Origin of the sequence: Flavobacterium flavipigmentatum (assembly GCF_020911905.1) — a bacterium.
In the GTDB taxonomy this organism is placed as follows: domain Bacteria; phylum Bacteroidota; class Bacteroidia; order Flavobacteriales; family Flavobacteriaceae; genus Flavobacterium; species Flavobacterium flavipigmentatum.
Genome location: NZ_CP087133.1, coordinates 1,812,230 through 1,838,717, shown reverse-complemented (window position 1 = coordinate 1,838,717; position 26,488 = coordinate 1,812,230). Strand labels below are relative to the sequence as shown.

Sequence of the window (26,488 nt, the reverse complement as noted above, 5' to 3'; positions counted from 1 at the left end):
GCCTTGAATTTATAAGAATTAATTTCGCTTTTGAATTGGAATCTTTACTAAAATTAAATTGTTTTTTGTAAAAAAATACTATTTTTGATACAATCACAAAGTTAGTATTTGTATATCGATATTCAAATTTTAAATTTCTGGCTTTACTACCTATAATTGAATCAGAAATCTAAAATCTAAAATTTATAATAATCCATGCCTTTATCTATAATCAACTCATTTGCATCTTGGGTTCTCAAACAACGAATTCATCAAATAGAGCTTTTTCTAAAATATCCTAATGAAGTTCAGGAAGAGCTGCTGCATAATTTAGTGCAGTCTGCTGAACACACCATATTTGGAAAACAATATGAATTTTCTTCAATTAAATCGTATGCCACCTTTGCCGAAAGAGTACCTATTGCCACTTACGAAGAATTGCAACCTTTGATCGAGCGTACGCGTCAGGGTGAGCAAAATGTAATTTGGGAAACTCCGATAAAATGGTTTGCCAAATCCAGCGGAACCACCAATGCCAAAAGTAAATTTATACCTGTAAGTAATGAGGCTCTGGAAGATTGCCATTATAAAGGCAGCAAAGATTTGCTTTGTTTGTATTTGAATAATAACGAAGATTCGGAATTGTTTTTAGGCAAAAGTCTTCGCTTGGGCGGAAGCTCTCAAATTTACGAGAACAACAATACTTTCTTTGGCGATTTATCTGCAATTCTGATTGAAAACATGCCTATTTGGGCCGAATTTAGCAGTACTCCGAGTAATAAGACTTCGTTGATGACCGAATGGGAATCAAAAATTGCGGCGATTATCAATGAAACGAAAAATGAAAATGTGACCAGTTTTGCGGGTGTTCCATCCTGGATGCTTGTGCTTATGAATAAGGTGCTAGAAAATACAGGCAAAAGCAACTTATTGGAACTCTGGCCCAATTTGGAAGTTTATTTTCATGGTGGTGTGAGTTTTTCTCCGTACAAAGAACAATACAAAAAAATATTACCAAGCAAAGATTTCAGATACTACGAAATTTATAATGCCTCTGAAGGTTTTTTTGCCATTCAGGACCTTAATAACTCCTGTGATTTATTGCTGATGCTGGATTACGGGATTTTCTACGAATTTATTTCGATGGATACTTTTGAAACTCCAAACCAAAAGATAGTGCGTCTGGCCGATGTAGAGCTCAATAAAAACTACGCGATTGTGATTACAACCAATTCTGGATTGTGGCGTTATTTGATAGGCGACACGATACGTTTTACATCTTTAAACCCTTACAGAATCAGGGTTACAGGCAGAACCAAACATCATATTAATGTGTTTGGAGAAGAATTAATGGTCGAAAATACCGATCAGGCGATCGCCAAAACCTGCGAAATTACCCAAACCGAAGTGATTGATTATACCGTTGCCCCTATTTTTATGCAAGACAAAGAAAAAGGCGCTCACGAATGGATGATCGAATTTAAGAAAAAACCAGCTGATGTTGGGCTTTTCCAGAAAGTATTGGATGAAACTTTGCAAACCTTAAACTCTGATTACGAAGCCAAACGCTACAACAATATGACGCTAAACCCTTTGGTGATTAATGTGGCGCGCGAAAATTTATTTTATGATTGGCTAAAGGAAAGAGACAAACTAGGCGGACAACACAAAATTCCGAGACTCTCGAACCAAAGAGATTATTTGGAGCAGTTGAAGGAGATGTAGGCATACAACTCCACTAACTGTATTATTTAAAAAACTAACGTAAGAGACTAAAAAGGCATAGCACAGTATTGTATTCTTTTGTGCTGTAGCAAAACTGCTAACCCTTTTCAATAACTCTTTATCTCAACAGATTTATAGGCCAAATTTGGCGTCAGCGATGTGAAGTTTCACGTCTGTGATGTGAAATTTGGCGTCTTTGACGTGAAGTTTTACGTCCGTGATGTGAAATTTGGCGTCTTTGACGTGAAGTTTTACGTCTGTGATGTGAAATTTCACGTTTGTGATGTGAAATTTGGCGTGTTGAACAAAAAATGGTGTTATGAATACGAGATCGCATGAGGGATAGGAGTGAAAATCCTTTTGTGCCGGGGTTCGGCACAAAAGATTGTAACGGATAGCCCGACCCGCTTTTTCTGCGGGGCATGCCCATAAAAAAACCTTAGACCTAAAACGATCTAAGGTTTTTGTATTTGATTGTCAAGCTACTTGCGGAGATTCTTCGTCTCTCAGCATGACGTAATTTGTATTATTTAATGCCTTTACATCATGTCGATGTATCGGTCGTGGTAGCCCAATAGGTACAAAACGCCATCGAGACCGAGGCTAGAGATCGAGCTTGCAGCGTTTTCTTTTACTTTTGGTTTGGCGTGAAAAGCGATGCCGAGACCTGCTAAATTGAGCATTGGCAAATCGTTGGCGCCGTCACCAACGGCAATGGTTTGATTGATGTGAATGCCTTCTTTTTCGGCAATTGCTTTTAGGTGTTCGGCTTTTTTAAGGCCGTCTACGATGTCGCCCAAATATTTGCCAGTTAGTTTGCCATCTTTAATTTCAAGTTGGTTGGCATGCACATAATCGATGCCCAGCTCTTTTTGCAAATAGTGTCCAAAATAGGTGAATCCTCCCGATAAAATGGCAGTTTTATAGCCGTAATATTTTAAGGCTTTCATCAAGCGGTGTGCGCCTTTTGTAATAGGAAGATTTTCGGCAACGGTTTGCAACACGTCTTCGCTAAGACCTTCTAGCAGGGCCATGCGTTTTTTGAAACTTTCGTTAAAATCAATTTCGCCATTCATTGCCGCTTCCGTAATTGCTTTTACCTGCTCGCCTACTCCATGCAGCTCGGCAAGTTCGTCAATTACTTCTGCCTGAATTAGGGTAGAATCCATGTCAAAACAAACCAAACGTCTGTTTCTGCGGTAAATATTGTCTTCCTGAAAAGAAATATCGACGTCTAAAGTTCTGGAAATTTCCATAAAACTTGCCGTCATGGCGATCTTGTCTACAATATTTCCTGTTACCGATAATTGTATGCAGGAACGTGGATATTGCTCGATTTCTACCACAGAAGTTCTGCCGGTTAATCGTATAATAGAGTTAATATTCAGGTTCTGATCTGATACTATTTTGGTTACGCCAGCCAGTTGTGAAGCGGCTAATTTTTCGCCCAAAACGGTTATAATATAGCGTTGTGTCGACTGCGATTTTACCCACTTTTCGTAATCATCAATAGAAACTGGAATAAATTTTACTTTAATTTCTAGTTCGTACGCCTTAAACAACAGGTCTTTTAAGACTGGTCCTGAAGTAGAGCCAGCCTGAATTTCGAACAAAATTCCCAACGAAAGTGTGTCATGAATATCGGCCTGACCGATATCTAAAATAATAGCGTCATACGTTGCCAATACGGATGTTAAACCCGCAGTTACCCCTGGTTTGTCGTGACCTGAAACTTTTAGTAAAATAATCTCTTTATCTTCTATCGCCATTTTAGCTGTATTGATTTTTGAAGCGACAAAAATCGACAATCTATTGTTGATAAAAAAGTATATCCTTTGTTTTTTTGTAAACAAAAAGCACCTAAAGATGTACTTTTTGAATTAATTTAACAATTATGTTTCTGTATTAGAATAACATAACTTTTAGATTATTGGTTGGGCTCGTTTTCATCGAAATTAACCATCCAGTTGATTCCGAATTTGTCTTTAAACATTCCGAAATAAGCACCCCAGAACGTTTTATTCATCGGCATTTCGACTTTACCTCCAGCTGAAAGTCCGTTGAAAATTCTGTCTGCTTCATCGGTACTTTCGGTATTGATAGAAACTGAAAAATTATCTCCAAAACCTACTTCTCCAAATTTTGGATGACTGTCACTGCCCATTAAAATTGTATTTCCGACAGGCAGCGAAACGTGCATAATTCTGTTTGAATCTTCCTCAGAAAGTGCTTCATCTCCTTCTTCTGCTGGTGCGTCTTTGAATTTACCGATATACGGAAATTCTCCTCCAAAAACTGATTTGTAAAATAGAAATGCTTCTTCGCATTTTCCGTTAAAAATTAAATAAGGGTTTACTGTTGTTGCCATGATTTGATATTTTTTTAGTTTTTGAATTGTTTTTTACGCTTCTGAAAGTTGTTTTACTATTTCTAATCCTTTTGGAAAAGCTTCTTTAAAATAGTCCATGTATTTTTCTACCACATCCACCTGCGCTATCAAAACAGTAAACTCGCCATCAGGAATCAATCGATAGGTTTCTCTTGCACCACTCCATTTTTTGGTCTCTTCATCGATTGGCAGTTCTTTAAAATCTTTGATTTCGCCAATATGCTTAAAAGCCATGTACTCATTATGGTTTTTCGTTTCTATAATACTATACATTCCTCTTCCGTCTGGAGACATGAAATATATTGTATTGCCTTCATTCCAATCGCTCACTGCGTAAGATCCTTCGCAAAAAGATGTTGTCCATTTTTTGTAGGTCTCATCCTCCCATAAAACTGACCAGACTTTTTCTACTGTGGCCTTGATTCTAATTGTAAAATCTAATGTTTCCATATCTAATTTATTTAGGTATTTTATCAAAATCCATGAATAATATGTTCCAGCGATGCCCTATAATACAATTTAAGTTTAGCTCTAAAAATTCATTACCTCTTTAAAAAACTAATTATTCTCAACGTAGTTTTTAAAATTATCCAAAATAGACTGCCATCCTGAGCGTTGCATTTCTTCCGAATTTTCGGTTTCAGGATCAAATCGCTCTATTATTTCTACTCCATCTGGAGTCTCTTTAAAGGTAATTTCAACTTTTCTTCCGTCGTCTATTCTATACTGAATGGCTTCGTTTTGTTTTACCAACGTATATTCTCCCTCAAAGTCAAAACTCATACTGCCATCTTTAGCAGCCATGTTGGTGGTGAATTTTCCTCCAACCCTCAAATCATTTTCTGCATATTGACTATGCCAGTCGGGAGAAGCAAAACTCCATTTTGTAATATGTTCTGGCAATGTCCAGAACTGCCAAACCTTTTCTATTGGTGCATTAATCGTTGTTTTTATTGTAATCATATTATTTCTATTTAAAAGATTTATTTATTTTTTCGTGGCATTTATCCATTCGTTTATAATTTTTTCTAGCGCTGCTTTTCCACTTTCAATGTCCTGACTGTTTTTAAAAGTGATGATGGCTCTGTCATTTTCTTTCCAGACTAACATTTTACTGTTATTGGCAATCAATTTGCCCTTCGGCTGTTCTTGCTTTTTTGCTCCTCTATGAAAAATCAATTGAATTTGAGTGCTTACAGGCTTTATCTTCATTGTAATTCGGTCATCTTTTTCAAAGCAATAATTTGGTGCATTCCATTTTATATTTTCAGTCAACTTTTTATTTGATGCTAAAATGATCTTTCTTAATTCCTCTATTTCTTCTCTAAGCGGATGGTTAAGTTGGTCTAGAAATTCAGTTACTTCGCCACTTTTAGTGATTTGTTGTGTTAGCGAACTTGCTTCAACATACTTTTTGAAATTATCAATAACTCCCTGGCAAAATTGCTCTTGCTCACTTTCAGGATTTTCTTTATTGGGTTCAAATATTTCTGTGATTTTTACCTGATCCTTTTGGCTTTCAAAGCGAATACTCCCTATTCTGTTGTCGTGAAGTTTGTATGTTATAAGAGAAAGATGTTCGACTTTAGTATAAATCCCTTCATAATCAAAAGAGATCCTTTTATCTTTGGTAGCCATCGTGTATTTGAATTTCCCTTCTGGCCTCAAATCGTTCTCTATGTATGGCGTATGCCAATCATCAGTGGGATTATTCCATTTCTGAATATGTTCCGGAATTGTCCAGTATTCCCAAACTATATCAATCTGGGCATTTACAGTAGTTTGTACAGTTATCATACTTTAAATTTCTTGTTTAAAAAAACACTAATTCATCTGTGGCATCTGAGTTTCATCCATAAAGAAAACCTCCCAATGATGACCATCCATATCCAGAAAAGTGCGATGATACATCCAGCCATAATCCTGCACTTTCATGTATTCTGAACCACCGGCCTTGATAACTTTTTCGATCATTTCATCTACTTGTTCGCGAGTTTCAACAGCTATCGAAATAATAACTTCGCTTGTGGTAGCGGTATTACAAATTTCCTTTTTAGTAAAGGTTTTGTAAAACTCTTCAACCAAAAGCATTACATTACTGTTTTCGCCAATAACCAAACAAGTGCCTTTTTCGTTAGTAAATTTTGGATTGAACGAAAATCCTAATTGGGTAAAAAATGCAATTGACCGATTTAAATCTTTAAAAGGAAGGTTCAGGAAAATTTTTGTTGCCATTTTTAATAAAATTACAAATTATTCAAGACAAATTTAAAATTTCAAAACCGACATTAAACTACATAAAAAGTCAACTTTAGGGTCATTTAAGACAAAATTTATATCTTCGTTACATTCTAAAAACTAAAATCATGAGTAAGAAAGTAGGTTTAATTATTCCGCACGACTATAAATTATTGAGTATTGCAGCCATTTTAGAGGTTTTTGAAACGGCTAATAAACTACATAACGAAAACGAAAAGCCTTTTGAAATAATGACTTTTCAATCGGCTGAGCAAATTAGTCAAAAACAACTCTTTGGATATGAAGTGCAGTCCATTCAGGATTCAGATATAAATTTAGACCTCATTTTGATTCCCGCTTTTACCACCGACAATATGAGTGAGATGATTGCCAAGAATAAAATGTTTATTCCTTGGTTACAAAAGCAACATCGGTCTGGAGCAGAACTGGCGAGTTTTTGTACTGGCGCTTTTTTGTTTGCCGCTTCTGGACTACTTAACGAGAAACTCGCTACTACACATGTTGATGCCTGTAGTGCCTTTACAAAAGCTTTTCCGTTAGTAAAATTAAAATCGGAAGAAACATTAACGGCAGATGGAAGTTTATATACCAGTGGCGGCTCGACCTCAACGTTTCATTTACTGATTTTGCTGGTTCAGAAATATTGCGGAAACGGAATTGCCGTTCAGATTGCAAAGATTTTCTCTATTGATTTAAACCGCTACAAGCAAAGCTATTTCAGTACTTTTAGACCCAATCATTTGCACAACGACAATCTGGTAGCCATGCTGCAGCAAAAAATCGAAAATCAATACAGCACTATTGAAAAACTGGAGGAAATTACCAAAGACATTCCCGCCAGTACCCGAAACATGACCCGACGATTTAAGCAAGTTACCGGAATTCCTCCTATTGAATATTTACAAAATATACGCGTAGAAAGTTCTAAAAAATATCTCGAACAAACCCATCTTTCGATTTCTGAGATCATCGAAAAAATAGGTTACACTGACCCAAAAGCATTCCGAAAGGTTTTTTATAAAATGGTCGGAATGAAACCCATTGAATATCGGGATAAGTTCAGGGTGCAGTAATTTTTTTAGGAGCACATCACCTGGTTTTCAGTAGTACGACCCCTCCTGCTCTTCACTGTATCTATTGTTGCGAACCCCGCAACAATAGGATGCCGTTACGATCAGGGCTAAAGAGAACATTTAGTTTTCATGATTTGTAAAACTAAGAGAAAAGTAGGAAGACGTTTCAATAAAAGACAAAAAATCCTAAAAGCAATACTAACTTCGGCTCTCTTATTTTTCAACTATTCTTTTTTTAACTAATGCAATCACACCTATTGATGATAATATAAAAATTAAAAAAACAAAAAGAAACAAAAAATTAATTCTTTCATAATTGGCTATTAATCCAGTTGTAAACATTGATGAAATTAACAAAATTAAAAAGCAAAAAAACAAAATTTTATAATTTTTACTAATAAAAAAAATAGCTAAAGTAACTAATATAGGTACTACAAGAAATCCTTGCCAAAATATCGAAGTTGAATTACTAAATAGATCAGTAATAAATTGGAGTAAACAGAATAATAAAAAGCCAAAATGTGGAACTCCATTTTCATGAAGTCCTGGTAGCATTAAAAATGAAATTATCGCTATAATTTTTAAAATCTTAATAGTTAAGGACATGTTCTTTTGGTTTTTGGTGCATAATTTGAGTTAGAAGTGTGATTTGGTAATTTTTGTAATATGTTTGAAACTGTTGCTGGAGTGTCGATCCAATTATCACTAACAACTCCCACAGCATTCAATACATCAGTTGCAAAATCTGAACAATTATTAGCATTTAAATCGTACCAACTACTTTGATATTTTTCTGACAAAGAAATAATTTTCTGCAATTGTTGTGGAGAAATTTGCCCTATGCTTCCTTACACATCATAAGCATGTCCACCATTTTCACCCATTATTCCTTGCCCAGAAAATGATTTATCAAATCCATTTTCTGGATAAAATCCATAAAACATTACATTATCACCTTGCGAAATAGATATAAAAGCATGACCTACGTTACCATTTATTAAATTAGTTCTTTCTGCAAAAACAGTTAAGTTTACATTTGGAGATGTGTTTAAGCAGCTTAATAATTTTTTATTTGTCTGTATTTTATGTAATAAAAAATAGTGCCAATTATCAAAAGTGATAAAACAAAATAGTAGTAATTTACAAAATAAAAATTCCCCTTAAAACGAAGTATATAAAAATTTTCAAAAATGTAAAAATAGATAAATGACAAAACACAGATTGTAGCGAAAACTAAATAGTTACTTGTTATTCTTCTTATTTTTAGAAATGAATTTGGTATTAAAGTTTTTATTAAATAAAAAATAGTCGCGATAATAAGGACATGTATTACAAAAAAGAAAGAACTTATAAGATAATAAGTATCGTACAAGTTTATTGTATAAAAATATTGATTAAAGTAAAGGTAGACAAACGACAGAATGCAGATTCTCACAAAAATAAAGGTAGTGTCTCACTAACTGTGTAAGTTAAAAAATGATGGGGTTTAAAATCACCCATCATTTTTTTTTAACTTTAACTTTTACACAGTCTTATGAAAAAAGAAGATTTATTATCAGATGAATTTTTAAAACAATTCAAAACAGGCGAAGACCTAAATGGTTTTCTTGCTCAATTACAAAAACGAGGGATAGAAGCTATTTTATCAGGAGAGTTAGATTCTCATCTAGGATATGAGAAACACGAAAAGACGCCTTCAACTAATTCTCGTAATGGTTTTTCCAATAAGAAGATAAAAACTTCATTTGGAGAATCAGACATTCAGGTTCCAAGGGACAGAGAATCTTCTTTTAATCCCATGATTATTCCAAAACGTCAAAATATGGTTGATGGATTAGAGAATGTAATTATTTCTCTTTATGCCAAAGGAATGACCGTTAGTGATATTGAAGAACAAATAAGAGAAGTCTATAAATTTGATATCTCAACCTCCACTATTTCTAGAATTACTGAATCTGTTTCTAATGATGTAATAGCTTGGCAAAATCGCCCACTAGAAGCTGTTTATTTAATTGTTTGGATGGACGGGATTGTATTTAAAGTTCGAGAAAACTCTAAGGTCATTAACAAAACTATTTATTTAGCTGTAGGCCTGAATCGAGATGGAAAAAAGAAGTTTTAGGTATGTGGCTGGGCAAGAATGAAAGTTCCAGTTTTTGGTTGGGAGTTTTAACCGATTTAAAAGCCAGAGGTGTTGAAGATATATTAATTACTGCTACAGATAACCTAAACGGCTTTACTCAAACCATTAAAAATGTATTTCCTGAATCACAGACTCAAATCTGTGTAGTGCACCAAATACGCAACTCAGCGCGTTATGTAGTGTGGAAAGATAAGAAGGAATTCTCTAAAGATATGAAGCAGATTTATGATGCTCCAACCAAACAGGCTGCCAGGGCTTCTCTTGAAGATTTTGCTAATAAATGGAATAGTAAATATCTATATGCTGTAAAATCATGGCAAGACAATTGGGAAGAGCTTACCGTATTCTTTGACTTCCCCGTTGAGATTAGAAAAATAATTTATACCACTAATCTAATCGAAAATCTAAACGGTAAGATTAGAAAATACACCAAAAATAAATTATCATTCCCAACCGATGAAGCAGTTTTAAAATCTGTATATTTGGCTTTAAGAGAAGCTACCAAAAAATGGACAATGCCAATCCATAATTGGGGATTAATACTCAATCAGTTCTTAACTATATTTGAAAAAAGGGTTCAACTTTAATTAAAAAGTCAAACCCCATTATTTTTAAACTTACACACTTTTTAGGACAGTGTCTTGGTTGGGGGTAGCTGATTATCTGTGTTATTTCAATATGGTTAGGAGGGGTTAATAAAATAATTCTAAAGCTAACATTTTTCACCAAAGCTTCTTGCCAATTTGCTCCATTTTTTCTAACAAAACTAAAACTTTCACAACTAGGAGGAGAAATGTTAGAGGCATTTGGAACTCCATTGGAACCATCTTTATACGTGTATAGTTCTAATCTTTGATTTAAGATATCATTTTTATCATATACACCATCACACGGAAAAGGCATAATAGTAGTTGTTCTTGTTGTCGTAGTACCAAGATAATTAATTGCCACTATTTTTTCTCCAACAGTCCAGACATCAAAGCGAGAAATAGTTTGATCAATAAATACCGTATAATTTCCTCCGCACTGGGGTATTTTATTTGCGCTATCAGATCTAGTCACAAAGGCATTAATACTTTCTGTCAAAACATTCAAATCATCATTTTTGGAAATATTTCTGGCTCGTCCATTATATATTGCTACTAATCCCAAATTTTCTCCGTATTTTTTAAGATGGTCGTCATGAAACCATCAATATGGGAAAGTTTGGGATTCAATAATTTTTTTAATAATAGAATCTTAGTCAGTGATTCTTTTTACAGTTGTCTTTTGAGCTAATATTATCACCCCTATTGATGATAGTATAAAAAGTAGAAACGTAAATAAAAACCAAAAATTGATTCTGGAATAGTTCGTTATTAAGCCGCTTGCATATGTCAATGGTATTAACAAAACTAAAAAGCAAAAAAACAAAATTTTATAACTTTTACTAATAAAGAAGACAATTAAAGCAGCTATTATAGGTATTATAATAAATCCTTCCCAAAATATTACTGTAGAAGCATTACATATGTCATAAAAAAATTGATACAAACAAAGCATCATAAAGGCTAAATTTGGAGTTCCATTTTCATCAAGACCTGGTATAATTAAAAATGAAATGATCGCAATAATTTTTAAAATTTTGATAGTTATTGACATGTTCTTTTGGTTTTTGGTGCATAATTTGCGTTAGATGTGTGGTTAGGTAACTTTAATAATATATCTGCTACAGTATTCGGAGTATCCATATAACCTGTAGTAGAAACTCCTGTTATTTCTAATACTTCTGTTGCAAAATCTGAACAATTATTAAAACCTAAATCGTAGGTGTCATTTTGATATTTTTGTGATAAGTTAATAATTTGTTGCAACTTTTGTCCAGTGATTTCCATCTTTGCAGAAACATCATAATAATGTCCCCCATTTTCGCCCATTGTGCCTGGTCCAGTTATCGATTTTACATTTCCATTTTGTGGATAATACCCAAAGACCATTGTATTATCACCTTGTGAAATAGAAATAAATGCATGACCTACATTTTTATCTAAAATATTTATTCTTTCTGCAAATACAGTTAGGTTCGCGTTTGCAGATGTGTTTAAGCAACTTAAGAATTTTATAATATCTGAAATTGGTATGTCTGGTGGAGGAGGCATTAAGTTTATTCCAGGATTATTTCCACCTCCACTACCTTCTTTATAATTATAAAATTCTAATCTTTGATTTAATATATCTTCTTTATCATAAACGCCATCACAAGGGTAAGGCATAATACTAGTTGTCCTTGTTGTTGTATCACCCAAGTATTTAATTAATATAATTTCATTTCCAACTGACCAAATATCAAAACGTGATGTAGTTTGATCGATAATTACCGTATAATTTCCTCCGCATTGCGGCATTTTATTGGTAGCACCAGATTTGGTCATAAATACATTAATGCTTTCAGTCAAGACATTAAGATGATCGTTTTCTGAAATATTTTTAGCTCTTCCGTTATATATAGCTACTGATCCTAAATTTACACCATTTAAAAGAAATACATTTAATGTTCCTGTAAAATCATTTAGTTTTGTAATGGTTTCGGGATAAGCATTACTCCCTTTATTAGTATATACTTCTAAAAAATAAGAATATAATTTTCCTTGTGACTCGATTGTCGCAATCTGGTATTTTATATGGTTCTCCAGAAAATTAGATTCCAGCGTACTTGCTCTTTTTTCATGAACTTGAATCTCAGCAATTTTAAAATTTCCTATCTGTGTTTCCTTTATAGTTTCCCAATCTACCGCTAGATTTTCAGCAATATTTACGTTAGAAAATTTATTAAAATCTAAATCTTTTTTGGCTTGACTTAGATTGACACTTGTATTTTTATTTGCTAGCTCTTCGTTATTACAAGAAAGTATAAAGAGTGATACTAAAAAACAAATTGCATACTTTAAAATCTGGCTCATACTAATATTAATTATTATTGGTCCAAATATATCAATTTATTCTTGATAAAATAATTTAAAGTAAGAAAAGTTTTATTACAGTAACTAAGCCTGCTCCAATAAAGGAACAGGTTCTTCTAATTATAGTTCTAATTGCTAATTACGAAGCAATTTCCATTCTTTTTAGTAAATTTTTACTTAAAGTTGCGACATGTACTCTGTCTCTCTTGTAAAACTTGGTATTAGTAAATTGTTACTCTTAGTCTTCAATTACAACTGAGGGTTCTACTTTTATATATTCATTTTTGTTGTTAACTAAGAAGATAACATAATCTTGAAGATATTTCATAAAATAAATTTTATTTAATTTTGTTGTTCGATTTTCATTATAAAATCTTGACGATTTTACGTAATCTCGAAGAGAAAGTATTTTTTTTGATTTCAAACTTTTTATTATTTCTAATTCTCTCAAAGAAAAAACTTCACTACTTTCAATATTCTCGTTAACTAAATAAACTTTAGGTGCATATTTTGATTCATATACATAATCATTATCTAGCTTAAAAAAGAGTGTGTCTTTTATTTTATTTTGAATAACTTTATCACCTTCTCTTATTGGATAATATGAATAATATTCTAATACTCTGGGACTAATAAATTCATCCCCATTGATGAAAAATATTTTATATTTATCTGTTAGTGAATCTTTCAATTTTCCATCATCTATTATTTTATTATATTTTCCATCGAGATAAAATTTTCTATTTTCAACATAATCTTTAATAGATAAAACTTTTTTAGGTTTTAATCCTTTAGTTAAAATTCCATCTCCTATAAAATAGACATATCCATTCGTCTTGGTATTAGTCATTAACTGTTTTTGGAATTCGACAATTTCTAAATAAGTTTTGTTTGTAAGATTTGAAGTAATAGTAGGTGATATCGTATAATATTTGTCTATATTAAAAAAAAGGGTGTCTTTATCTCTTTCTTGAGCTTTCATGATCGTCAAAGAAAAGAAATATATTATTAAAAAAATAGATTTATTCATAGTTAGATATTTAAATATTAATTAGCACAAGGGGTTATTCTGCTTAGCATGGCAGCTCTATTGGCAAGATTTATTATTGATGTTTTTTTATCAGCTGGCAAATCGGTCCAAGTATTAACATCATTATCTCTAAGCCCACCCCATGCTAAAGCTTCATAAAAAGCATCACTAGGAACTTCTCCATAATAGGCAATATATTTATTATAATCATCTATAAGTATTGTTTTATGAAACTCTTTTAAAGCTTGCTTCATGCTATTTAGATATACTGAAGCCATTTGGGCATGTTGATTTGCATACATTTCGGACACTAATTTGAAACCCGTTTCTCCTTTATAATATTCGGTAAAGGTTTTACTATGTAGATCAGCATGGATATACTCGTGTAAAATAGTCCTAACAACATCTAAAGCAGAATTTTCATTTGCTTTAGATGTACTGATTTCTATAACTATTAAATTATCTTTCGGAGGTAGAGTTTGCCCGTTAATTTCCAAACCAGTTTTTTCGGAAATCACTTTGTCTTTGGAAACAAGTTTAACATTAAAAGTTGATTTGCCTTCAAAATTAACTAATATTTTTTGCACAAAAGAATTTCCATTTTTAGTGAGTAAATCATTTAAGCATTTTGCTTTCCCTGTTAGCTCATTAAAAATTTGAGGTGCAGCAATTTCTCCATTAGTGCCTCCCGAACTAGCTTTAAAATTATACGATTCTAATCTTTGATTTAAGATATCATTTTTATCATAAACGCCATCACACGGAAAAGGCATAATACTACTTGTCCTTGTTGTTGTAGTACCAAGATAATTAATTGCCACTATTTTTTCTCCAACAGTCCAGACATCGAAGCGAGAAATAGTTTGATCAATAAATACCGTATAATTTCCTCCGCACTGGGGTATTTTATTTGCGCTATCAGATCTAGTCACAAAGGCATTAATACTTTCTGCCAAAACATTCAGAGTATCATTCTCTGAAATATTTCGGGCTCTTCCGTTATATAGTGCTACCGAGCCCAAATTTTGACCATTTAAAAGAAATACATTTAAAGTACCTGTAAAATCATTCAGTTTAGTAATACTTTCGGGATAAATAGTGCTCCCTTTATTGGTATAGGCTTCTATAAAATAAGTATTTAATCGTCCTTCTGACTCGATTGTCGCAATCTGGTATTTTATATGATTGTCCAGAAAATTAGATTCCAGCGTACTTGCTCTTTTTTCATGAACTTGAATCTCAGCAATTTTAAAATTCCCTATCTGTGTTTCCTTTATAGTTTCCCAATCTACCGCTAGATTTTCAGCAATATTTACGTTAGAAAATTTATTAAAATATAAATCTTTTTTGACTTGACTTAGATTGACACTTGTATTTTTATTTGCTACCTCTTCATTATTACAAGAAAGTATAAAGAGTGATACTAAAAAACAAATTGCATACTTTAAAATCTGGCTCATAGTAATATTAATTATTACAATTTCAAATATATCAATTTAATCTTGATAAAATAATTTAAAGTAAGAAAATATTTATTTTAATTCCAATAAAAAAACCTGCTCCAATAAAGGAACAGGTTCTTCTAATTATAGTTGTAATTGCTAATTACGAAGCAATTTCCATTCTTTTTAGTAAATTTTTACTCAAAGTATGTTCAGCATATTCTCTGTCAATTGTTAGTACTTTATCATCTGAACTTGGCAATTCGTACATGGCGTCTGTCAAAATTGCTTCGCATAACGAACGCAATCCACGAGCTCCTAATTTGTATTCTAACGCTTTGTCTACAATAAAATCTAATGCTTCATCGGTAATGCTAAATTCTACTTCATCCATCAAAAACAACTTTTGATATTGTTTGATCAGAGCATTTTTAGGCTGTGTCAGGATGGCACGCAATGTTTCTCTGTCTAAGGGATCCATGTGTGTCAAAACTGGCAAACGCCCAATAATCTCAGGGATTAATCCGAAATCTTTAATGTCTTTCGGAATAATATATTGCAATAAATTGTCTTTATCAATATTGTCTACGTTTTTAGAAGTAGAATACCCAACAGCCTGACGATTAAGACGTTTAGAAATAATACGCTCTACTCCGTCAAAAGCACCACCTGCAATAAACAAAATGTTTTGCGTGTTTACCTCAACAAACTTTTGGTCTGGATGTTTACGGCCTCCTTTTGGTGGCACGTTTACCACTGTTCCTTCTAATAATTTCAATAATGCTTGTTGCACACCTTCTCCCGAAACATCACGTGTTATCGATGGATTATCACTCTTGCGGGCGATTTTATCAATTTCATCAATAAAAACGATTCCTCTTTCGGCTTTGGTTACATCATAATCAGCAGCCTGCAGCAAACGTGTCAAAATACTTTCGACATCTTCGCCCACATAACCTGCTTCTGTAAGTACCGTTGCATCAACAATAGCCAAAGGAACATCTAACATTTTTGCGATCGTTTTAGCGACCAATGTTTTTCCGGTTCCGGTTTGTCCCACCATGATGATGTTGCTTTTTTCAATCTCTACTTCGTCGTCTAATTGCTGCTGCATTAAACGTTTGTAGTGATTGTAAACCGCAACCGACATTACTTTTTTGGTCTGATCCTGACCAATAACGTATTGATCTAAGAAAGCTCTAATTTCTTTTGGTTTCTTTAATATTAAGTCTCCAACTAATTTTGCGCTTCCGCTTGATTTTAATTCTTCTAATACAATTCCGTGTGCTTGCTCAATACACTTATCACAAATATGTGCATTAATCCCTGCAATTAATAAATTGGTTTCTGGCTTCTTTCTTCCACAAAACGAACATTCTAATACTACTTTAGCCATTCTTTTTTAGTTACTAAGTTGCTAAGCTACTAAGTTTCTAAGATTTTTTTCTAATCCCAGAAACTTAGCCTCTTTACACTTTTTATTTTTATATTCTTTTTTAATCTCAAAGAAGAAGCACTCAGAACCTCAGTGCCTTTGTAACTTTGAACCTTAAAAAATTATCCTCTTCTCAACACTTCGTCAATCATTCCGTATTCTTTTGCTTCGTCAGCTTTCATCCAGTAATCACGTTCACTGTCTTTGTGCACTCTGTCAAAAGTTTGTCCTGAATGGTGCGAAATAATATTGTACAACTCATCTTTCAGTTTCAACATTTCACGTAAGTTGATTTCCATGTCAGTCGCAACTCCTTGTGCTCCTCCTGATGGTTGGTGAATCATTACTCTTGAATGTGGTAAAGCCGAACGTTTTCCTGCCGCTCCTGCACACAATAAAACAGCTCCCATTGAGGCTGCCATACCTGTACAAATTGTAGCCACATCTGGCTTGATGTATTGCATCGTGTCATAAATTCCTAATCCTGCGTAAACGCTTCCTCCCGGAGAATTTAGATATATTTGAATGTCTTTTGAGGCATCGGCACTTTCTAAAAATAATAATTGCGCCTGAACGATATTGGCGATTTGATCGTCGATACCAGTCCCTAAAAAGATAATTCTGTCCATCATTAATCGTGAAAAAACATCCAATTGAGAAATATTCAACTGACGCTCTTCGATAATGTAAGGAGTCATATTGGTAGGATTCATCGCTGCTACGATCTTATCGTAGTACATAGCGTTTACTCCTTGGTGCTTTGTAGCAAATTTTTTAAATTCTTTACCGTAGTTCATATTTTTAGTTTAAAAGTTTGAAAGTCCAAAGTCTCAAAAGAGACTTAAACCTATCAAACAAAGTTCATACCTTTTTACACGAGGATGTCAATTTGTCTTCTTTTTTGTTTCATTTTTAAAGTTGCTTTGCTTTTCCAAATAAAACAAAAACTATAAAAGCCTGAAACAAAAAAATGAGCGTCAAAGGAAAATTTCTCTTGACGCTCAAATATAACTATTTTTTATCTTTCAGTATCTGTAATAAAATCTTAAAATTTCAAATAAAAACAACTAAAGTTTTCGTCTGTATTTTTTGACTTTACTACTTTCTTCTGACCTTTATTCAAAATTATTCTCCGTAAGAAGCGGCAATAAATTCTTCATAAGTAACTTCTTTTGTTGTTGGGTTTGCTTTTTCTTTAAAAACTTCCAACAATTTCTCAGCTACAACTTGCTCAGAAAGTCTTTTTACTTCTTCTTGGTTAGACAAAACTCTAGCCACGATTCCTTGTACTTCTTCGTCAGTTGGGTTTGTTTGACCAAATTGAGCCATTTGTTGTTTGATTGCGTTTGTTGTAAATGCTTTCAAATCTTCAAATGTAATTTGGATATTGCTTTGCGCCATTGCTTTCCCTTCAATCAATTGAAAACGCAATCCTTTTTCAGATCTTGCGTATTCTACTTCAGCTTCTTCAGCAGAAAGTTTTTTCTCTCCAACTGTTTGTAACCATTTTTTAAGGAATTCTGCCGGTAAATCAAATTTTGTGCTTTCAATCAGAAAATCCTGAACGTCTAACAATAATTTTTGATCTGCTTGCTGTGCAAATTGCGCTTCAGCATCTTCTTTAATTTTAGCTTTCAAGTCTTCTAATGAAGCTACTTTTCCTTCGCCAAAAAGTTTATCAAACAACTCTTGGTTCAATTCAGCCAATTCAGCTCCGTTGATAGCCTCGATAGTAAAGTTAACTTCAACATCTAAACCATGAACATCATCATGAGCTACTTTTAAGTAATCCATTAATTGGTGATCGTCTTCAAATAAACCTTTTGTGCTTACAGCCACTACATCCCCAACTTTTTTACCTATAAATTGATCTCCGGCAGCTTTGTTGAAAGTTGAAACCGAAATTGTAGTTGTATTATTGATGCCTTTTTCTTCGTTTGAGAAAGTGCCTGTCAAATCTGAATCTGCAGCTACCACTTCTTGTGGAATTGCTTTTCCAAATTGTTTTTGTATGCGCTCTACCTGTCCGTCAATTAATTTATCATCAGCAGTAACGATATATTTTACGATATTATTCTCTGCTTCCAAATTGATTTCGAAGTTAGGAACCAAACCAATTTCGTACTCAAAAGTTAACTCTTCAGCATCCCAATCAAAGTTTTCGTTTTCTTTAGGAAGAGGAGTTCCTAAAAGATTTAGTCTTTCAGATTGAATAAAACGCTCCAAAGCCAAATCAACTACTTTCTTAACTTCTTCTTGTTTAATGGCCTTTCCGTATTGTTTTTCAACAAGATCTTTTGGCACTTGTCCTTTTCTAAAACCTTTAACAGTAGCCAAAGGCATTTTTTCGTTTATTCTTTTTGCTACTTGACCTTTATAATCCATGTGAACAACTGTCATTACAATCGTTTCAGTCACAGCGTCTGTTGCTACTCTTTTAATATCCATCTTCTTCTTTAATTTACATAATAAAATTGGGTTGCAAAATTATAAAATTTTTGCAACCCAACCAAGTTTTTAACCTATTGTATTTGAAGACGTTTAAAACGTGCTTTCTATTTTTAAATTCTTAATCTTCTCCGATAATTGCATTCGCAATCGACTGAAGTACAGACAACACCACACTAAAGATCAATGCCGTCAGGAATGTATCGACATGAAATCCTCCTACGATATGTGTACAAAGCAAAATTATAATCGCATTAATCACCAGTAAAAACAAACCTAAAGTAATGACCGTTACCGGCAAAGTCAAAATAACTAATATTGGTTTTATAAAAAGATTGAGTAATCCTAAAACAATTGCCACAATGATCGCCGTAGTAAAACTAACGACATGAACACCAGGCAAAAAATGACCTATTAGTAAAACCAAAAGCGCCGTAACAACAAGTCTAATCAATAATTTCATATTTTTTTTATTTTAAATTTTTAATAAATGTAATAAAATTTTTAAAAAACAAACTACTCTTTTAAAAACTCTGTGGTTAATTCAAAAAACATTTTAGGATTTTCGGCATGAAGCCAATGACCCGCATTTGGAATCGTTTCGAATTTTGCTTTTGGAAAATGTTGACGAATCGCATCAAAATCAGAATCTGCAATATATCCTGAATTTCCTCCTCTGATGAATAATGTTTCTTTGTCAAAAACCAAACCTTCTGCCAATGCTTTTCCGATAGCCTCTAAATTATTATTAAAAACAGGCAAATTAAATCTAAAAGCCAATTGTCCGGGTTCTTTCCAATATAAATTTTTCATCAAAAACTGACGCGTTCCAAAATCAGGAACATATTGAGTCAAAATAGCTTCAACATCATTCCGGCTAGGTTGTACAGAAAAATCAACGGCATTCAATCCCGCCAAAATATCCTGATGATGTGGTTTATAAAATCTCGGGCCAATATCAGCCACAATCAATTTATCTACAATATCTGAATGTGTCGTTGCAAAAAGCATCGCCACTTTACCGCCCATAGAATGACCAAGAATATCAATTTTTGTTAGTTGATGAGCCTGACAATACTCGAATACATCCTGCACCATCGCCTCATACGACCATTCATCCGAATGAAAACTGCGTCCATGATTGCGTAAATCTAACAAATGAACCTGAAATCCTGCATCAACATATTGCCCTGCAAGGGTTTTCCAATTATCAGACATTCCCAGAAACCCATGCATGATTATAAATGGCTTTCCTTTGCCTTCTATTTTTGAGTAGAGCATAATTACTTTAATTTATTTTAAACTTATCACAAAGGTAAAAAACTTATCCTTGAATATAAGTACGATAATTTTCATCAAATCATTTTATTAAAAAAAAGTCTACATTTTTATGGTTTCCCGTAAATAAAATACAATCGTAAATTGTATATTCGCGTTTTGAAACAAAAAATTCATTTATTTAAAAACCAACCCATGATTAAAAAATTATTTTTATTCTCATTAATTATTTCTCAACTAGCAATTTCATGCTCAAGTGAAGACAGTCCAGAAACTACTCCTACTGACGAAACTTTAGCAGAACAAATTGCTACTATTATGAAACAACCTTACTCAAAATTAACTCCTGCTGAGCAAAAAGTAAAATTAGAAGCAGAAGCTAATGAAATGTTAGTTCAATTAGACAAAACAAAAAGCTCTAGTGCCATTGACGCAATAGAAAATTTAAACACATTATTGGATATTAGCTCTGTTGATATTTTTAACGGAAAAAATGACAATGAAGTTGAAGACATCATCAATGTATCAGGTGTTTATGGTGTTTACACGTGGAATAACGCAGGACAAAAATGGGACAAAACAGCTTCAACTACAGAATTGAAATTTGTTTTCCCTGCTAAAGAATCTCAAACTTCGAATAACGCTACATTTTCAACAAATAGTGTTTCTTCTGACATAAAAGTTGACATTTCAGATAGCTACAATTGGGAAACAAACGTTGAAACAAATGATCATATCTTTTTACCAATATCAGCAGATGCTGTTTTAACGATTGATAATAAAGAAGCTGCAACTTTTAAACAAACTGCAAAATACACTAACGGGAAAGAAGTTCCGAATGAGTTTACATACAAGATGACCTTAAACGACGGTTATACCTGGGAAATGAGTGGTTCAAAAGCTACAGAAAACATTTCAAAAGCTTCTCTTACTTTCAACGGAAAAAATTTAATTTCTTTTAATTCTGGAAGTACTGCAAACATTGATGGTTTAATTGACAACGATGAACTTGTTCAATACAGAGGTAAGGCTAACGGATTGATCCAATTAATGGAGAATTTTGTTATCGTTGCTGATATGGATTTAGCTACTGAAGCAAGTGAAGAAGCTGCATTAGAAAAAAGCTTGCCTAAAGTTGACTATCAAACAAAAACTTATTTTACAGATATCAATGCATACCAGATTAAACTTGCACAAGGAAATGTAGCTAATTTTAATAAAAACTTTAAGTTAATTTTAGTTTCTAAAAAAGATGGTACAAAAATAGCAGATTTAGTTAAAAGAGCAGAAAAAGGATATTCTTATAAATTAATGAGTGATATATGGACAGTAGACCCATCTTACACAAATGGTGGATATTGGAGTTATAACCAAAACGGAGGTACTGTAATTCAATATTATGACGAAAATTTATATTTGAAATTCAGTGACAACACAGAAGTAGAAATGAGTGCTTATTTCTCAGAGGGATTCAGTACTTTTGAAACTAAATTTGAGGATTTCATAAAAGCTTTTGAAAAATAAAAACTTTTAAAAACAACTGTAAAGCCGATTTGATCAAATTCAAATCGGCTTTATTTTTTTGGAGGCGTTTTTACTGTCAAAGTACTTTGTCCATAACCAGCCCAAATTCCAATACCACCTTCTATATTAGACTTTAGACTCGTATTAGATGGATAAATCGGATTTCTACTATTTACAATTTCGTTTTGCCAACTGTTCCAAAAATCTAGAGCATCTTTATTTTGGGTCCTTAATTTTACAAAAATCAAATCTCCATCTGCAAAATAGGGGGTAAACTTGGTTTTAGGAAAAAGCAAGATACCTCTATTTATTTGTGCAGAAACAAAAGCTGTCTGAAAGTTTTTATCATCTAAATTACCATAAAATGAAGGAACAAAAATCGGCTCTTCAACATCAATTTTTGTGGCAATCTGATAATAGTTTTTTTCGTTCATCGGGTCATCAAATTTTACAAAAATATAACCTGTTGTGTCTGTCAGATTTCTTTTAATATACTCGGCACTTTTAAGCTCGACGCTTTTAGGTATAGTGGTAATGGCTTGAACCACTCGATTTAAATATTCTATTTTTAATGAATATTCTTTTCCTGCCTCGCCTTTTAAACTTGTACCAAAATAAACAAACGGCGGCACTCTATTTTTATCGTTCTTGACCCTCAAAACCTCTGAAGTCTCACCGTCAGAAATAGTAATTTTTGCAGATCGAATAACATGATCCAAAACATTTGTAGAATCAACTACATCCGTAATAGGAATACTACTTGACAACAAGACTTGAGCGAAATCGCCTTCCTCAATCCATCCTTCTACCACAATTTTTGATTCATGGCTTAACTGTTGACTAAAATCATCTTTAGAACAACTTATTACTAAAACAAAAAGAAATAATAAATATTTTTTCATCTTTTAAAATTTAAACCTCCAACTTATCGAAGGTAATATTCTGTACAAAACCTTCTTTTCTTGTTTTACAATTACACTGTCTTTATTCTCATTTACCTGAATATTCAAAACAACATAAATCGGATTATCAATATTAAAAGTATTGTAAATCGAAAAATTTAAAGCACTTTCTTTTTTATTTGTTTTGAGAAAAAAGTAATTGACCGAAAGATCTGTTCGGATATAATTTGGCATCTGTGCATTATTATATTCTGAATATTCTTTGACAGGATTATTATTAACAAAATACCAAGAAGTGGGCATTGTAAAACGATTTCCAGAACTAAATATTTGAGTAACACCAAAATTCCATTTTGCGTTAAAATCATACATACCAACTAATGAAATATTATGACGCCTGTCGTATTTAGCAAAATAAGTCTTTCCGTTATTAAGTTCCTCAAAATTTCGATCAGACCAACTTAAAGTATAACTAAGCCAGCCTGTAAGTTTTTTACTGTTTTTTCGAAGCATCATTTCGATACCGTATGCTTTTCCTTTTCCAACAAGTAAATCATTTTTTAGCGTCGTAGTCTCGTTAAACTGCGTTATTCCATAGGGATATTCCAGTAAATCTTTCATAGAACGATAAAAACCTCCCAAAGAAGAAACTAAACTTTTTGATATATTCTGGTTAGAACCAATAGAAAATTCGTTGGAAGACTGTGGTTTTATTCCGTTGGAACTCGCAATCCAAAAATCAGTTGGAATTCCTACACTTGAAGTTGTTATTAAACTCAAATATTGATATTGTTTATTGTAAGATGCATAAAAAGAATAATCATCATTTGCCGCATAATTTAGTATGATACGAGGCTGAAAGTGCAAATAAGAATCTTTAGATCCTGAAGTGTAATAATTAATTCTCAATCCTAATTCTGCAGATAAATTATCCGTTAACTTTGGCTTAATAGTTGAAAAAACAGCCGCTTCATTAGCCTTAATTTTGCTACTCTGAAAAGTATTATTAACATCGGTTAAATTCTCAACATTTATTTTTTGAGGTTGTAAATCATGATGTACATATTGCAATCCAGATTCAGCTGGCATTCCTGCAATTAAATATTGAATTGCATTTTTAAATCCAAAATCTTTAACATAAGAAGCAACTCCAAACTGAATTGTAGCCTGTTCCATACTTAATTCATTTGAATATTGACTGAAATAAAACGAATTCGACATAGTGGTTTTAGACGACAAAGTAGTCTCTAAAGCTGGCGAAACTGTAAAATTACTCCACTTTAATTGAGTATCTAGAGCGAGGTTAGGATCCTTTATTTTTAAAACGTCAGTACTTACAAACGATTCTATTGAGAATAAATTGTTTTTAGAAATTTGAGACATAAAAGATATATTTCCGTCTGAAAAACCATATTTCATATCCTGAACATCATTGTTTTTAGACCCCGAATTCAAAAAGGGGGCAACAATTTCATCAATATACGTTTTTCTTCCTGAAATATACAGTCCTGTTTTTTTAGAAATTGGTACCGCCAAAGTTAATTGAGAAGCTAAAATACCCAAATTGCCTTGGATCATGAATTCCGAAGGTATTTTTTTATTTGGAATCAGTAAGGTTGTAGAACTTAAGCGACCACCATACTTGGCATTTGAACTCGATTTATCAAATTCTACCTTATTAATATGATCCGCATTATAAAAAGGAAAAAAACCTAACAAATGCGACATTCCATAGATCGGAGTTCCATCATAAAGTATGGCATTATGTCCCGGATCTCCTCCTCTAACATATAAATAACCATTTGCATCACCTGAATTTTGAACACCAGGTGTTAGTTGCAAAAGTTTGATAATATCGGTCGTCCCTAACACTGTAGGCACAGATGTCAAGTCTTTTAAATTGAAAGATAATTTGCCTCCAGATAAAGCTGTTATTCCTTTCTTCTTATCGCTAGAAATAACAACTTCTTTTAAAACTGAAACATCATTTTCTAATACAATTGAAATTACTGTATCTTTTTTACAATTAAAATAAATGGTCTTTTGATAATAATCTAAATAGTTTACTATCATTTTAGTATCTCCAAACGGAATGCTTGTTGAAAAATTACCTAAAGTATCTGTAGAGACTGCATAATGTTGATGATGGATATCGAAAGAAATACTTACTCCGACCAGATTTTCGTTTTCATTCGAACGTACATTCCCAATAATACTGGCCTTAGATTGTGAAAACAAACTGGAAGTGCACAGCAAAAAAAAAAGTATAATAGACTTCGACACTTATATTTAAATAATAAAAGTGCGAAAGTAAACAATTATAACCCAAATACATTAGGTTATAATTGTTTTAATTTTACTTCAATTTATTTAAATACATATTCACTACATTATCCAAACCGAGATAAAGAGCCTCTGAAATAAGAGCATGACCAATAGAAACCTCCAATAAACCCGGAATATTTTGTTTAAAAAACTGAATGTTATCTAAGCTCAAGTCATGACCTGCGTTGATTCCTAAACCTAACTCATTTGCCAATTGGGCAGCAGCTACATAAGGATAAATTCCGGCTTTATTTCCTAAAGCATATTCGTGTGCAAAAGCTTCTGTGTACAATTCTATTCTGTCTGTACCTGTTTTTTTAGCTCCTTCAATCATATTCTGAATCGGATCAACAAAAATTGACGTTCTAATACCGTTTCGTTGAAATTCCTGAATAACCTCAGTCAGATAGGATTGATTTTTTACAGTATCCCAACCTGCAGAAGAAGTAATAGCCCCAATGGCATCAGGAACCAATGTCACCTGTGTTGGCTTGCATTCTAAAACCAAATCAATAAAATTATGCTGTGGATTCCCTTCTATATTATATTCTGTATGAACGATCGCTTTTAAATCTCGCGCATCCTGATAGCGAATATGACGCTCATCGGGACGCGGATGAATCGTGATTCCCTGACCTCCAAAATTCTGAATGTCGATCGCAACTTTTAATAAATCTGGCACATTTCCGCCACGAGCATTTCGTAAAGTTGCAATTTTATTGATATTTACACTTAACTTTGTCATATAAGTAGATAATTAATTCTAGTAACATTATATTTGTAACCACAAAAATACAAAGTAAAACGTAGCAGTTTTTGCTATTTTTTGATTATTTTGCATGAAATATCTTCAACCGCTTTATGACAGAAATTACCAATTATATTACCAACGATCTAAGAGCCATTGACAGCCAGGAAACAATAGAGGTTATTCAGGACTTTTTTACCGACGTGAATTTTTCGCATTTTCCAGTTTTGGAGAACGGAATTTTTATTGGAAGTATCGCCGCCGATGATATTGAGACTTTTGATACCGACAAAAAAACCATTGATTACAAATATACACTTGAACGTTTTTTTGCCCGAAATTCGATGATTTGGCTGGATGTTTTAGAAGTTTTTGCAAAAAACCACACCAATACTGTTCCCGTTCTTGACGAAAACAATAATTACATAGGCTATTATGAAATGGAAGATATTATGAAATTTTTTCATGAAACCCCATTTTTAAAGGAGCAAGGCGGAATTATTATCGTTCAAAAAGGAATTTTAGACTATTCGATGAGCGAAATAACACAGATTGTAGAAAGTAATAACGGCAAGATTTTAGGTTGCTTTGTTTCTGAAGCCGATTTAGAAAAAGTACAAATTACTGTAAAAATTGGCTTGGGACCAATGAATGAAATTATTCAGACTTACAGGCGATACAATTACGAAATCATATCCGAACATCAGGAAGATTCCTATATCAACAGTCTAAAAGAACGTTCAGATTACCTAGACAAATACCTTAATATATAATGTTATTTGTTGAATCGGTTAATTGTTTAATCGTTTTGGCAAAAAAGATTACCGATTACACAATTAAACAAAAAAA

The 26,488-nt window shown here is 32.9% G+C and carries 25 protein-coding genes and 1 pseudogene; 5 read left to right on the top strand and 21 right to left on the bottom strand.

Features of this window, described 5'->3' with window-relative positions:
* Positions 1-195 precede the first annotated feature (195 nt).
* On the top strand, positions 196-1,704 hold the full coding sequence (locus LNP22_RS08300; RefSeq protein WP_229976122.1) for a GH3 auxin-responsive promoter family protein: 1,509 nt from the start codon (positions 196-198) through the stop codon (positions 1,702-1,704).
* Positions 1,705-2,243: 539 nt separating this feature from the next.
* Here LNP22_RS08300 and serB read toward each other — a convergent pair.
* The 6 genes from serB to LNP22_RS08270 all read right to left on the bottom strand — a co-directional run bounded on the left by serB (position 2,244) and on the right by LNP22_RS08270 (position 6,328).
* Positions 2,244-3,473 (bottom strand): phosphoserine phosphatase SerB, encoded by a 1,230-nt coding sequence (gene serB / locus LNP22_RS08295; protein WP_229976121.1) that lies wholly within the window; start codon positions 3,471-3,473, stop codon positions 2,244-2,246.
* A 158-nt stretch (positions 3,474-3,631) separates the two neighbouring features.
* Positions 3,632-4,072 carry a VOC family protein gene (locus tag LNP22_RS08290; protein ID WP_229976120.1) on the bottom strand — a complete coding sequence of 147 codons (441 nt, stop codon included), beginning with the start codon at positions 4,070-4,072 and terminating at the stop codon, positions 3,632-3,634.
* Between the two features lie 33 nt (positions 4,073-4,105).
* Positions 4,106-4,543 carry an SRPBCC family protein gene (locus LNP22_RS08285; RefSeq protein ID WP_229976119.1) on the bottom strand — a complete coding sequence of 146 codons (438 nt, stop codon included), beginning with the start codon at positions 4,541-4,543 and terminating at the stop codon, positions 4,106-4,108.
* 108 nt (positions 4,544-4,651) lie between these two features.
* A complete protein-coding gene (locus LNP22_RS08280; RefSeq protein WP_229976118.1) occupies positions 4,652-5,056 on the bottom strand; it encodes an SRPBCC family protein in 405 nt (134 codons plus the stop codon).
* 24 nt (positions 5,057-5,080) lie between these two features.
* Positions 5,081-5,890 carry a DUF1801 domain-containing protein gene (locus tag LNP22_RS08275; protein WP_229976117.1) on the bottom strand — a complete coding sequence of 270 codons (810 nt, stop codon included), beginning with the start codon at positions 5,888-5,890 and terminating at the stop codon, positions 5,081-5,083.
* 27 nt (positions 5,891-5,917) lie between these two features.
* Positions 5,918-6,328 (bottom strand): VOC family protein, encoded by a 411-nt coding sequence (locus LNP22_RS08270; RefSeq protein ID WP_229976116.1) that lies wholly within the window; start codon positions 6,326-6,328, stop codon positions 5,918-5,920.
* A 131-nt stretch (positions 6,329-6,459) separates the two neighbouring features.
* Between LNP22_RS08270 and LNP22_RS08265 the strand changes: the two genes are divergently transcribed.
* Positions 6,460-7,425, top strand: a complete 966-nt coding sequence (locus LNP22_RS08265) for a GlxA family transcriptional regulator (protein ID WP_229976115.1) — start codon at positions 6,460-6,462, stop codon at positions 7,423-7,425.
* Between the two features lie 213 nt (positions 7,426-7,638).
* On the opposite strand, the gene LNP22_RS08260 is transcribed toward LNP22_RS08265, so the two are convergent.
* Together LNP22_RS08260 and LNP22_RS08255 are read right to left on the bottom strand one after the other, a co-directional pair.
* Complete coding sequence (locus LNP22_RS08260) at positions 7,639-8,031, bottom strand: hypothetical protein (protein ID WP_229976114.1); 393 nt, start codon at positions 8,029-8,031, stop codon at positions 7,639-7,641.
* Positions 8,022-8,225: a hypothetical protein gene (locus LNP22_RS08255; RefSeq protein WP_229976113.1), complete on the bottom strand. Its 204-nt coding sequence runs from the start codon at positions 8,223-8,225 to the stop codon at positions 8,022-8,024. The genes LNP22_RS08260 and LNP22_RS08255 overlap by 10 nt, the downstream gene beginning before the upstream one ends.
* Positions 8,226-8,959: 734 nt before the next feature.
* On the opposite strand from LNP22_RS08255, the pseudogene LNP22_RS08250 reads away from it, so the two are divergent.
* Positions 8,960-10,155, top strand: a pseudogene (locus tag LNP22_RS08250) (IS256 family transposase).
* Here the strand turns inward: LNP22_RS08250 and LNP22_RS08245 are convergent.
* The 10 genes from LNP22_RS08245 to LNP22_RS08200 all read right to left on the bottom strand — a co-directional run bounded on the left by LNP22_RS08245 (position 10,127) and on the right by LNP22_RS08200 (position 20,143).
* Entirely contained in the window at positions 10,127-10,720 is a 594-nt protein-coding gene (locus LNP22_RS08245) for a hypothetical protein (RefSeq protein ID WP_229976112.1), read from the bottom strand. The pseudogene LNP22_RS08250 and the gene LNP22_RS08245 overlap by 29 nt on opposite strands.
* Before the next feature lie 87 nt (positions 10,721-10,807).
* A complete protein-coding gene (locus LNP22_RS08240) occupies positions 10,808-11,209 on the bottom strand; it encodes a hypothetical protein (protein WP_229976111.1) in 402 nt (133 codons plus the stop codon).
* Positions 11,200-12,507, bottom strand: coding sequence for a hypothetical protein (locus LNP22_RS08235; RefSeq protein WP_229976110.1), 1,308 nt, complete (start codon positions 12,505-12,507; stop codon positions 11,200-11,202). Before LNP22_RS08235 ends, LNP22_RS08240 begins: the two co-directional genes overlap by 10 nt.
* Before the next feature lie 238 nt (positions 12,508-12,745).
* A complete protein-coding gene (locus LNP22_RS08230; protein WP_229976109.1) occupies positions 12,746-13,537 on the bottom strand; it encodes a hypothetical protein in 792 nt (263 codons plus the stop codon).
* A gap of 17 nt (positions 13,538-13,554) precedes the next feature.
* On the bottom strand, positions 13,555-14,997 hold the full coding sequence (locus tag LNP22_RS08225) for a hypothetical protein (RefSeq protein ID WP_229976108.1): 1,443 nt from the start codon (positions 14,995-14,997) through the stop codon (positions 13,555-13,557).
* Between the two features lie 145 nt (positions 14,998-15,142).
* A complete protein-coding gene (gene clpX / locus LNP22_RS08220; RefSeq protein WP_229976107.1) occupies positions 15,143-16,375 on the bottom strand; it encodes an ATP-dependent Clp protease ATP-binding subunit ClpX in 1,233 nt (410 codons plus the stop codon).
* A gap of 161 nt (positions 16,376-16,536) precedes the next feature.
* On the bottom strand, positions 16,537-17,211 hold the full coding sequence (gene clpP / locus LNP22_RS08215) for an ATP-dependent Clp endopeptidase proteolytic subunit ClpP (protein WP_210664638.1): 675 nt from the start codon (positions 17,209-17,211) through the stop codon (positions 16,537-16,539).
* A 328-nt stretch (positions 17,212-17,539) separates the two neighbouring features.
* Positions 17,540-18,862, bottom strand: coding sequence for a trigger factor (locus LNP22_RS08210; protein WP_229976106.1), 1,323 nt, complete (start codon positions 18,860-18,862; stop codon positions 17,540-17,542).
* Between the two features lie 121 nt (positions 18,863-18,983).
* Positions 18,984-19,325: a phage holin family protein gene (locus tag LNP22_RS08205; RefSeq protein ID WP_229976105.1), complete on the bottom strand. Its 342-nt coding sequence runs from the start codon at positions 19,323-19,325 to the stop codon at positions 18,984-18,986.
* 53 nt (positions 19,326-19,378) lie between these two features.
* Positions 19,379-20,143 carry an alpha/beta fold hydrolase gene (locus LNP22_RS08200; protein ID WP_229976104.1) on the bottom strand — a complete coding sequence of 255 codons (765 nt, stop codon included), beginning with the start codon at positions 20,141-20,143 and terminating at the stop codon, positions 19,379-19,381.
* A gap of 192 nt (positions 20,144-20,335) precedes the next feature.
* On the opposite strand from LNP22_RS08200, the gene LNP22_RS08195 reads away from it, so the two are divergent.
* The gene (locus LNP22_RS08195) at positions 20,336-21,664 is read left to right on the top strand and encodes a hypothetical protein (RefSeq protein ID WP_229976103.1); all 1,329 of its coding nucleotides are present in this window, start codon (positions 20,336-20,338) and stop codon (positions 21,662-21,664) included.
* A 50-nt stretch (positions 21,665-21,714) separates the two neighbouring features.
* Here the strand turns inward: LNP22_RS08195 and LNP22_RS08190 are convergent, their stop codons facing one another.
* From LNP22_RS08190 to LNP22_RS08180, 3 genes are all read right to left on the bottom strand, one after another.
* Positions 21,715-22,566 (bottom strand): DUF4249 domain-containing protein, encoded by an 852-nt coding sequence (locus LNP22_RS08190; protein WP_229976102.1) that lies wholly within the window; start codon positions 22,564-22,566, stop codon positions 21,715-21,717.
* 3 nt (positions 22,567-22,569) lie between these two features.
* Positions 22,570-24,804: a TonB-dependent receptor plug domain-containing protein gene (locus LNP22_RS08185; protein WP_229976101.1), complete on the bottom strand. Its 2,235-nt coding sequence runs from the start codon at positions 24,802-24,804 to the stop codon at positions 22,570-22,572.
* A gap of 118 nt (positions 24,805-24,922) precedes the next feature.
* Positions 24,923-25,636, bottom strand: coding sequence for a pyridoxine 5'-phosphate synthase (locus LNP22_RS08180; protein ID WP_229976100.1), 714 nt, complete (start codon positions 25,634-25,636; stop codon positions 24,923-24,925).
* Positions 25,637-25,752: 116 nt separating this feature from the next.
* Here LNP22_RS08180 and LNP22_RS08175 point away from each other — a divergent pair, with 116 nt between their 5' ends.
* On the top strand, positions 25,753-26,412 hold the full coding sequence (locus LNP22_RS08175) for a CBS domain-containing protein (RefSeq protein WP_229976099.1): 660 nt from the start codon (positions 25,753-25,755) through the stop codon (positions 26,410-26,412).
* The last annotated feature ends 76 nt before the right edge of the window (positions 26,413-26,488 follow it).

What these genes read in the sequence shown, in the direction of transcription:
- LNP22_RS08225 (WP_229976108.1), bottom strand. Translation starts at nt 14,997, where the DNA reads ATGAGCCAGATTTTAAAGTATGCAATTTGTTTTTTAGTATCACTCTTT.
- LNP22_RS08195 (WP_229976103.1), top strand. Translation starts at nt 20,336, where the DNA reads ATGATTAAAAAATTATTTTTATTCTCATTAATTATTTCTCAACTAGCA.
- LNP22_RS08200 (WP_229976104.1), bottom strand. Translation starts at nt 20,143, where the DNA reads ATGCTCTACTCAAAAATAGAAGGCAAAGGAAAGCCATTTATAATCATG.
- LNP22_RS08205 (WP_229976105.1), bottom strand. Translation starts at nt 19,325, where the DNA reads ATGAAATTATTGATTAGACTTGTTGTTACGGCGCTTTTGGTTTTACTA.
- clpX (WP_229976107.1), bottom strand. Translation starts at nt 16,375, where the DNA reads ATGGCTAAAGTAGTATTAGAATGTTCGTTTTGTGGAAGAAAGAAGCCA.
- LNP22_RS08190 (WP_229976102.1), bottom strand. Translation starts at nt 22,566, where the DNA reads ATGAAAAAATATTTATTATTTCTTTTTGTTTTAGTAATAAGTTGTTCT.
- LNP22_RS08180 (WP_229976100.1), bottom strand. Translation starts at nt 25,636, where the DNA reads ATGACAAAGTTAAGTGTAAATATCAATAAAATTGCAACTTTACGAAAT.
- LNP22_RS08240 (WP_229976111.1), bottom strand. Translation starts at nt 11,209, where the DNA reads ATGTCAATAACTATCAAAATTTTAAAAATTATTGCGATCATTTCATTT.
- LNP22_RS08285 (WP_229976119.1), bottom strand. Translation starts at nt 4,543, where the DNA reads ATGGAAACATTAGATTTTACAATTAGAATCAAGGCCACAGTAGAAAAA.
- LNP22_RS08175 (WP_229976099.1), top strand. Translation starts at nt 25,753, where the DNA reads ATGACAGAAATTACCAATTATATTACCAACGATCTAAGAGCCATTGAC.
- LNP22_RS08290 (WP_229976120.1), bottom strand. Translation starts at nt 4,072, where the DNA reads ATGGCAACAACAGTAAACCCTTATTTAATTTTTAACGGAAAATGCGAA.
- LNP22_RS08260 (WP_229976114.1), bottom strand. Translation starts at nt 8,031, where the DNA reads ATGTCCTTAACTATTAAGATTTTAAAAATTATAGCGATAATTTCATTT.
- LNP22_RS08300 (WP_229976122.1), top strand. Translation starts at nt 196, where the DNA reads ATGCCTTTATCTATAATCAACTCATTTGCATCTTGGGTTCTCAAACAA.
- LNP22_RS08280 (WP_229976118.1), bottom strand. Translation starts at nt 5,056, where the DNA reads ATGATTACAATAAAAACAACGATTAATGCACCAATAGAAAAGGTTTGG.
- LNP22_RS08210 (WP_229976106.1), bottom strand. Translation starts at nt 18,862, where the DNA reads ATGGATATTAAAAGAGTAGCAACAGACGCTGTGACTGAAACGATTGTA.
- LNP22_RS08270 (WP_229976116.1), bottom strand. Translation starts at nt 6,328, where the DNA reads ATGGCAACAAAAATTTTCCTGAACCTTCCTTTTAAAGATTTAAATCGG.
- LNP22_RS08230 (WP_229976109.1), bottom strand. Translation starts at nt 13,537, where the DNA reads ATGAATAAATCTATTTTTTTAATAATATATTTCTTTTCTTTGACGATC.
- LNP22_RS08265 (WP_229976115.1), top strand. Translation starts at nt 6,460, where the DNA reads ATGAGTAAGAAAGTAGGTTTAATTATTCCGCACGACTATAAATTATTG.
- serB (WP_229976121.1), bottom strand. Translation starts at nt 3,473, where the DNA reads ATGGCGATAGAAGATAAAGAGATTATTTTACTAAAAGTTTCAGGTCAC.
- LNP22_RS08275 (WP_229976117.1), bottom strand. Translation starts at nt 5,890, where the DNA reads ATGATAACTGTACAAACTACTGTAAATGCCCAGATTGATATAGTTTGG.
- LNP22_RS08235 (WP_229976110.1), bottom strand. Translation starts at nt 12,507, where the DNA reads ATGAGCCAGATTTTAAAGTATGCAATTTGTTTTTTAGTATCACTCTTT.
- clpP (WP_210664638.1), bottom strand. Translation starts at nt 17,211, where the DNA reads ATGAACTACGGTAAAGAATTTAAAAAATTTGCTACAAAGCACCAAGGA.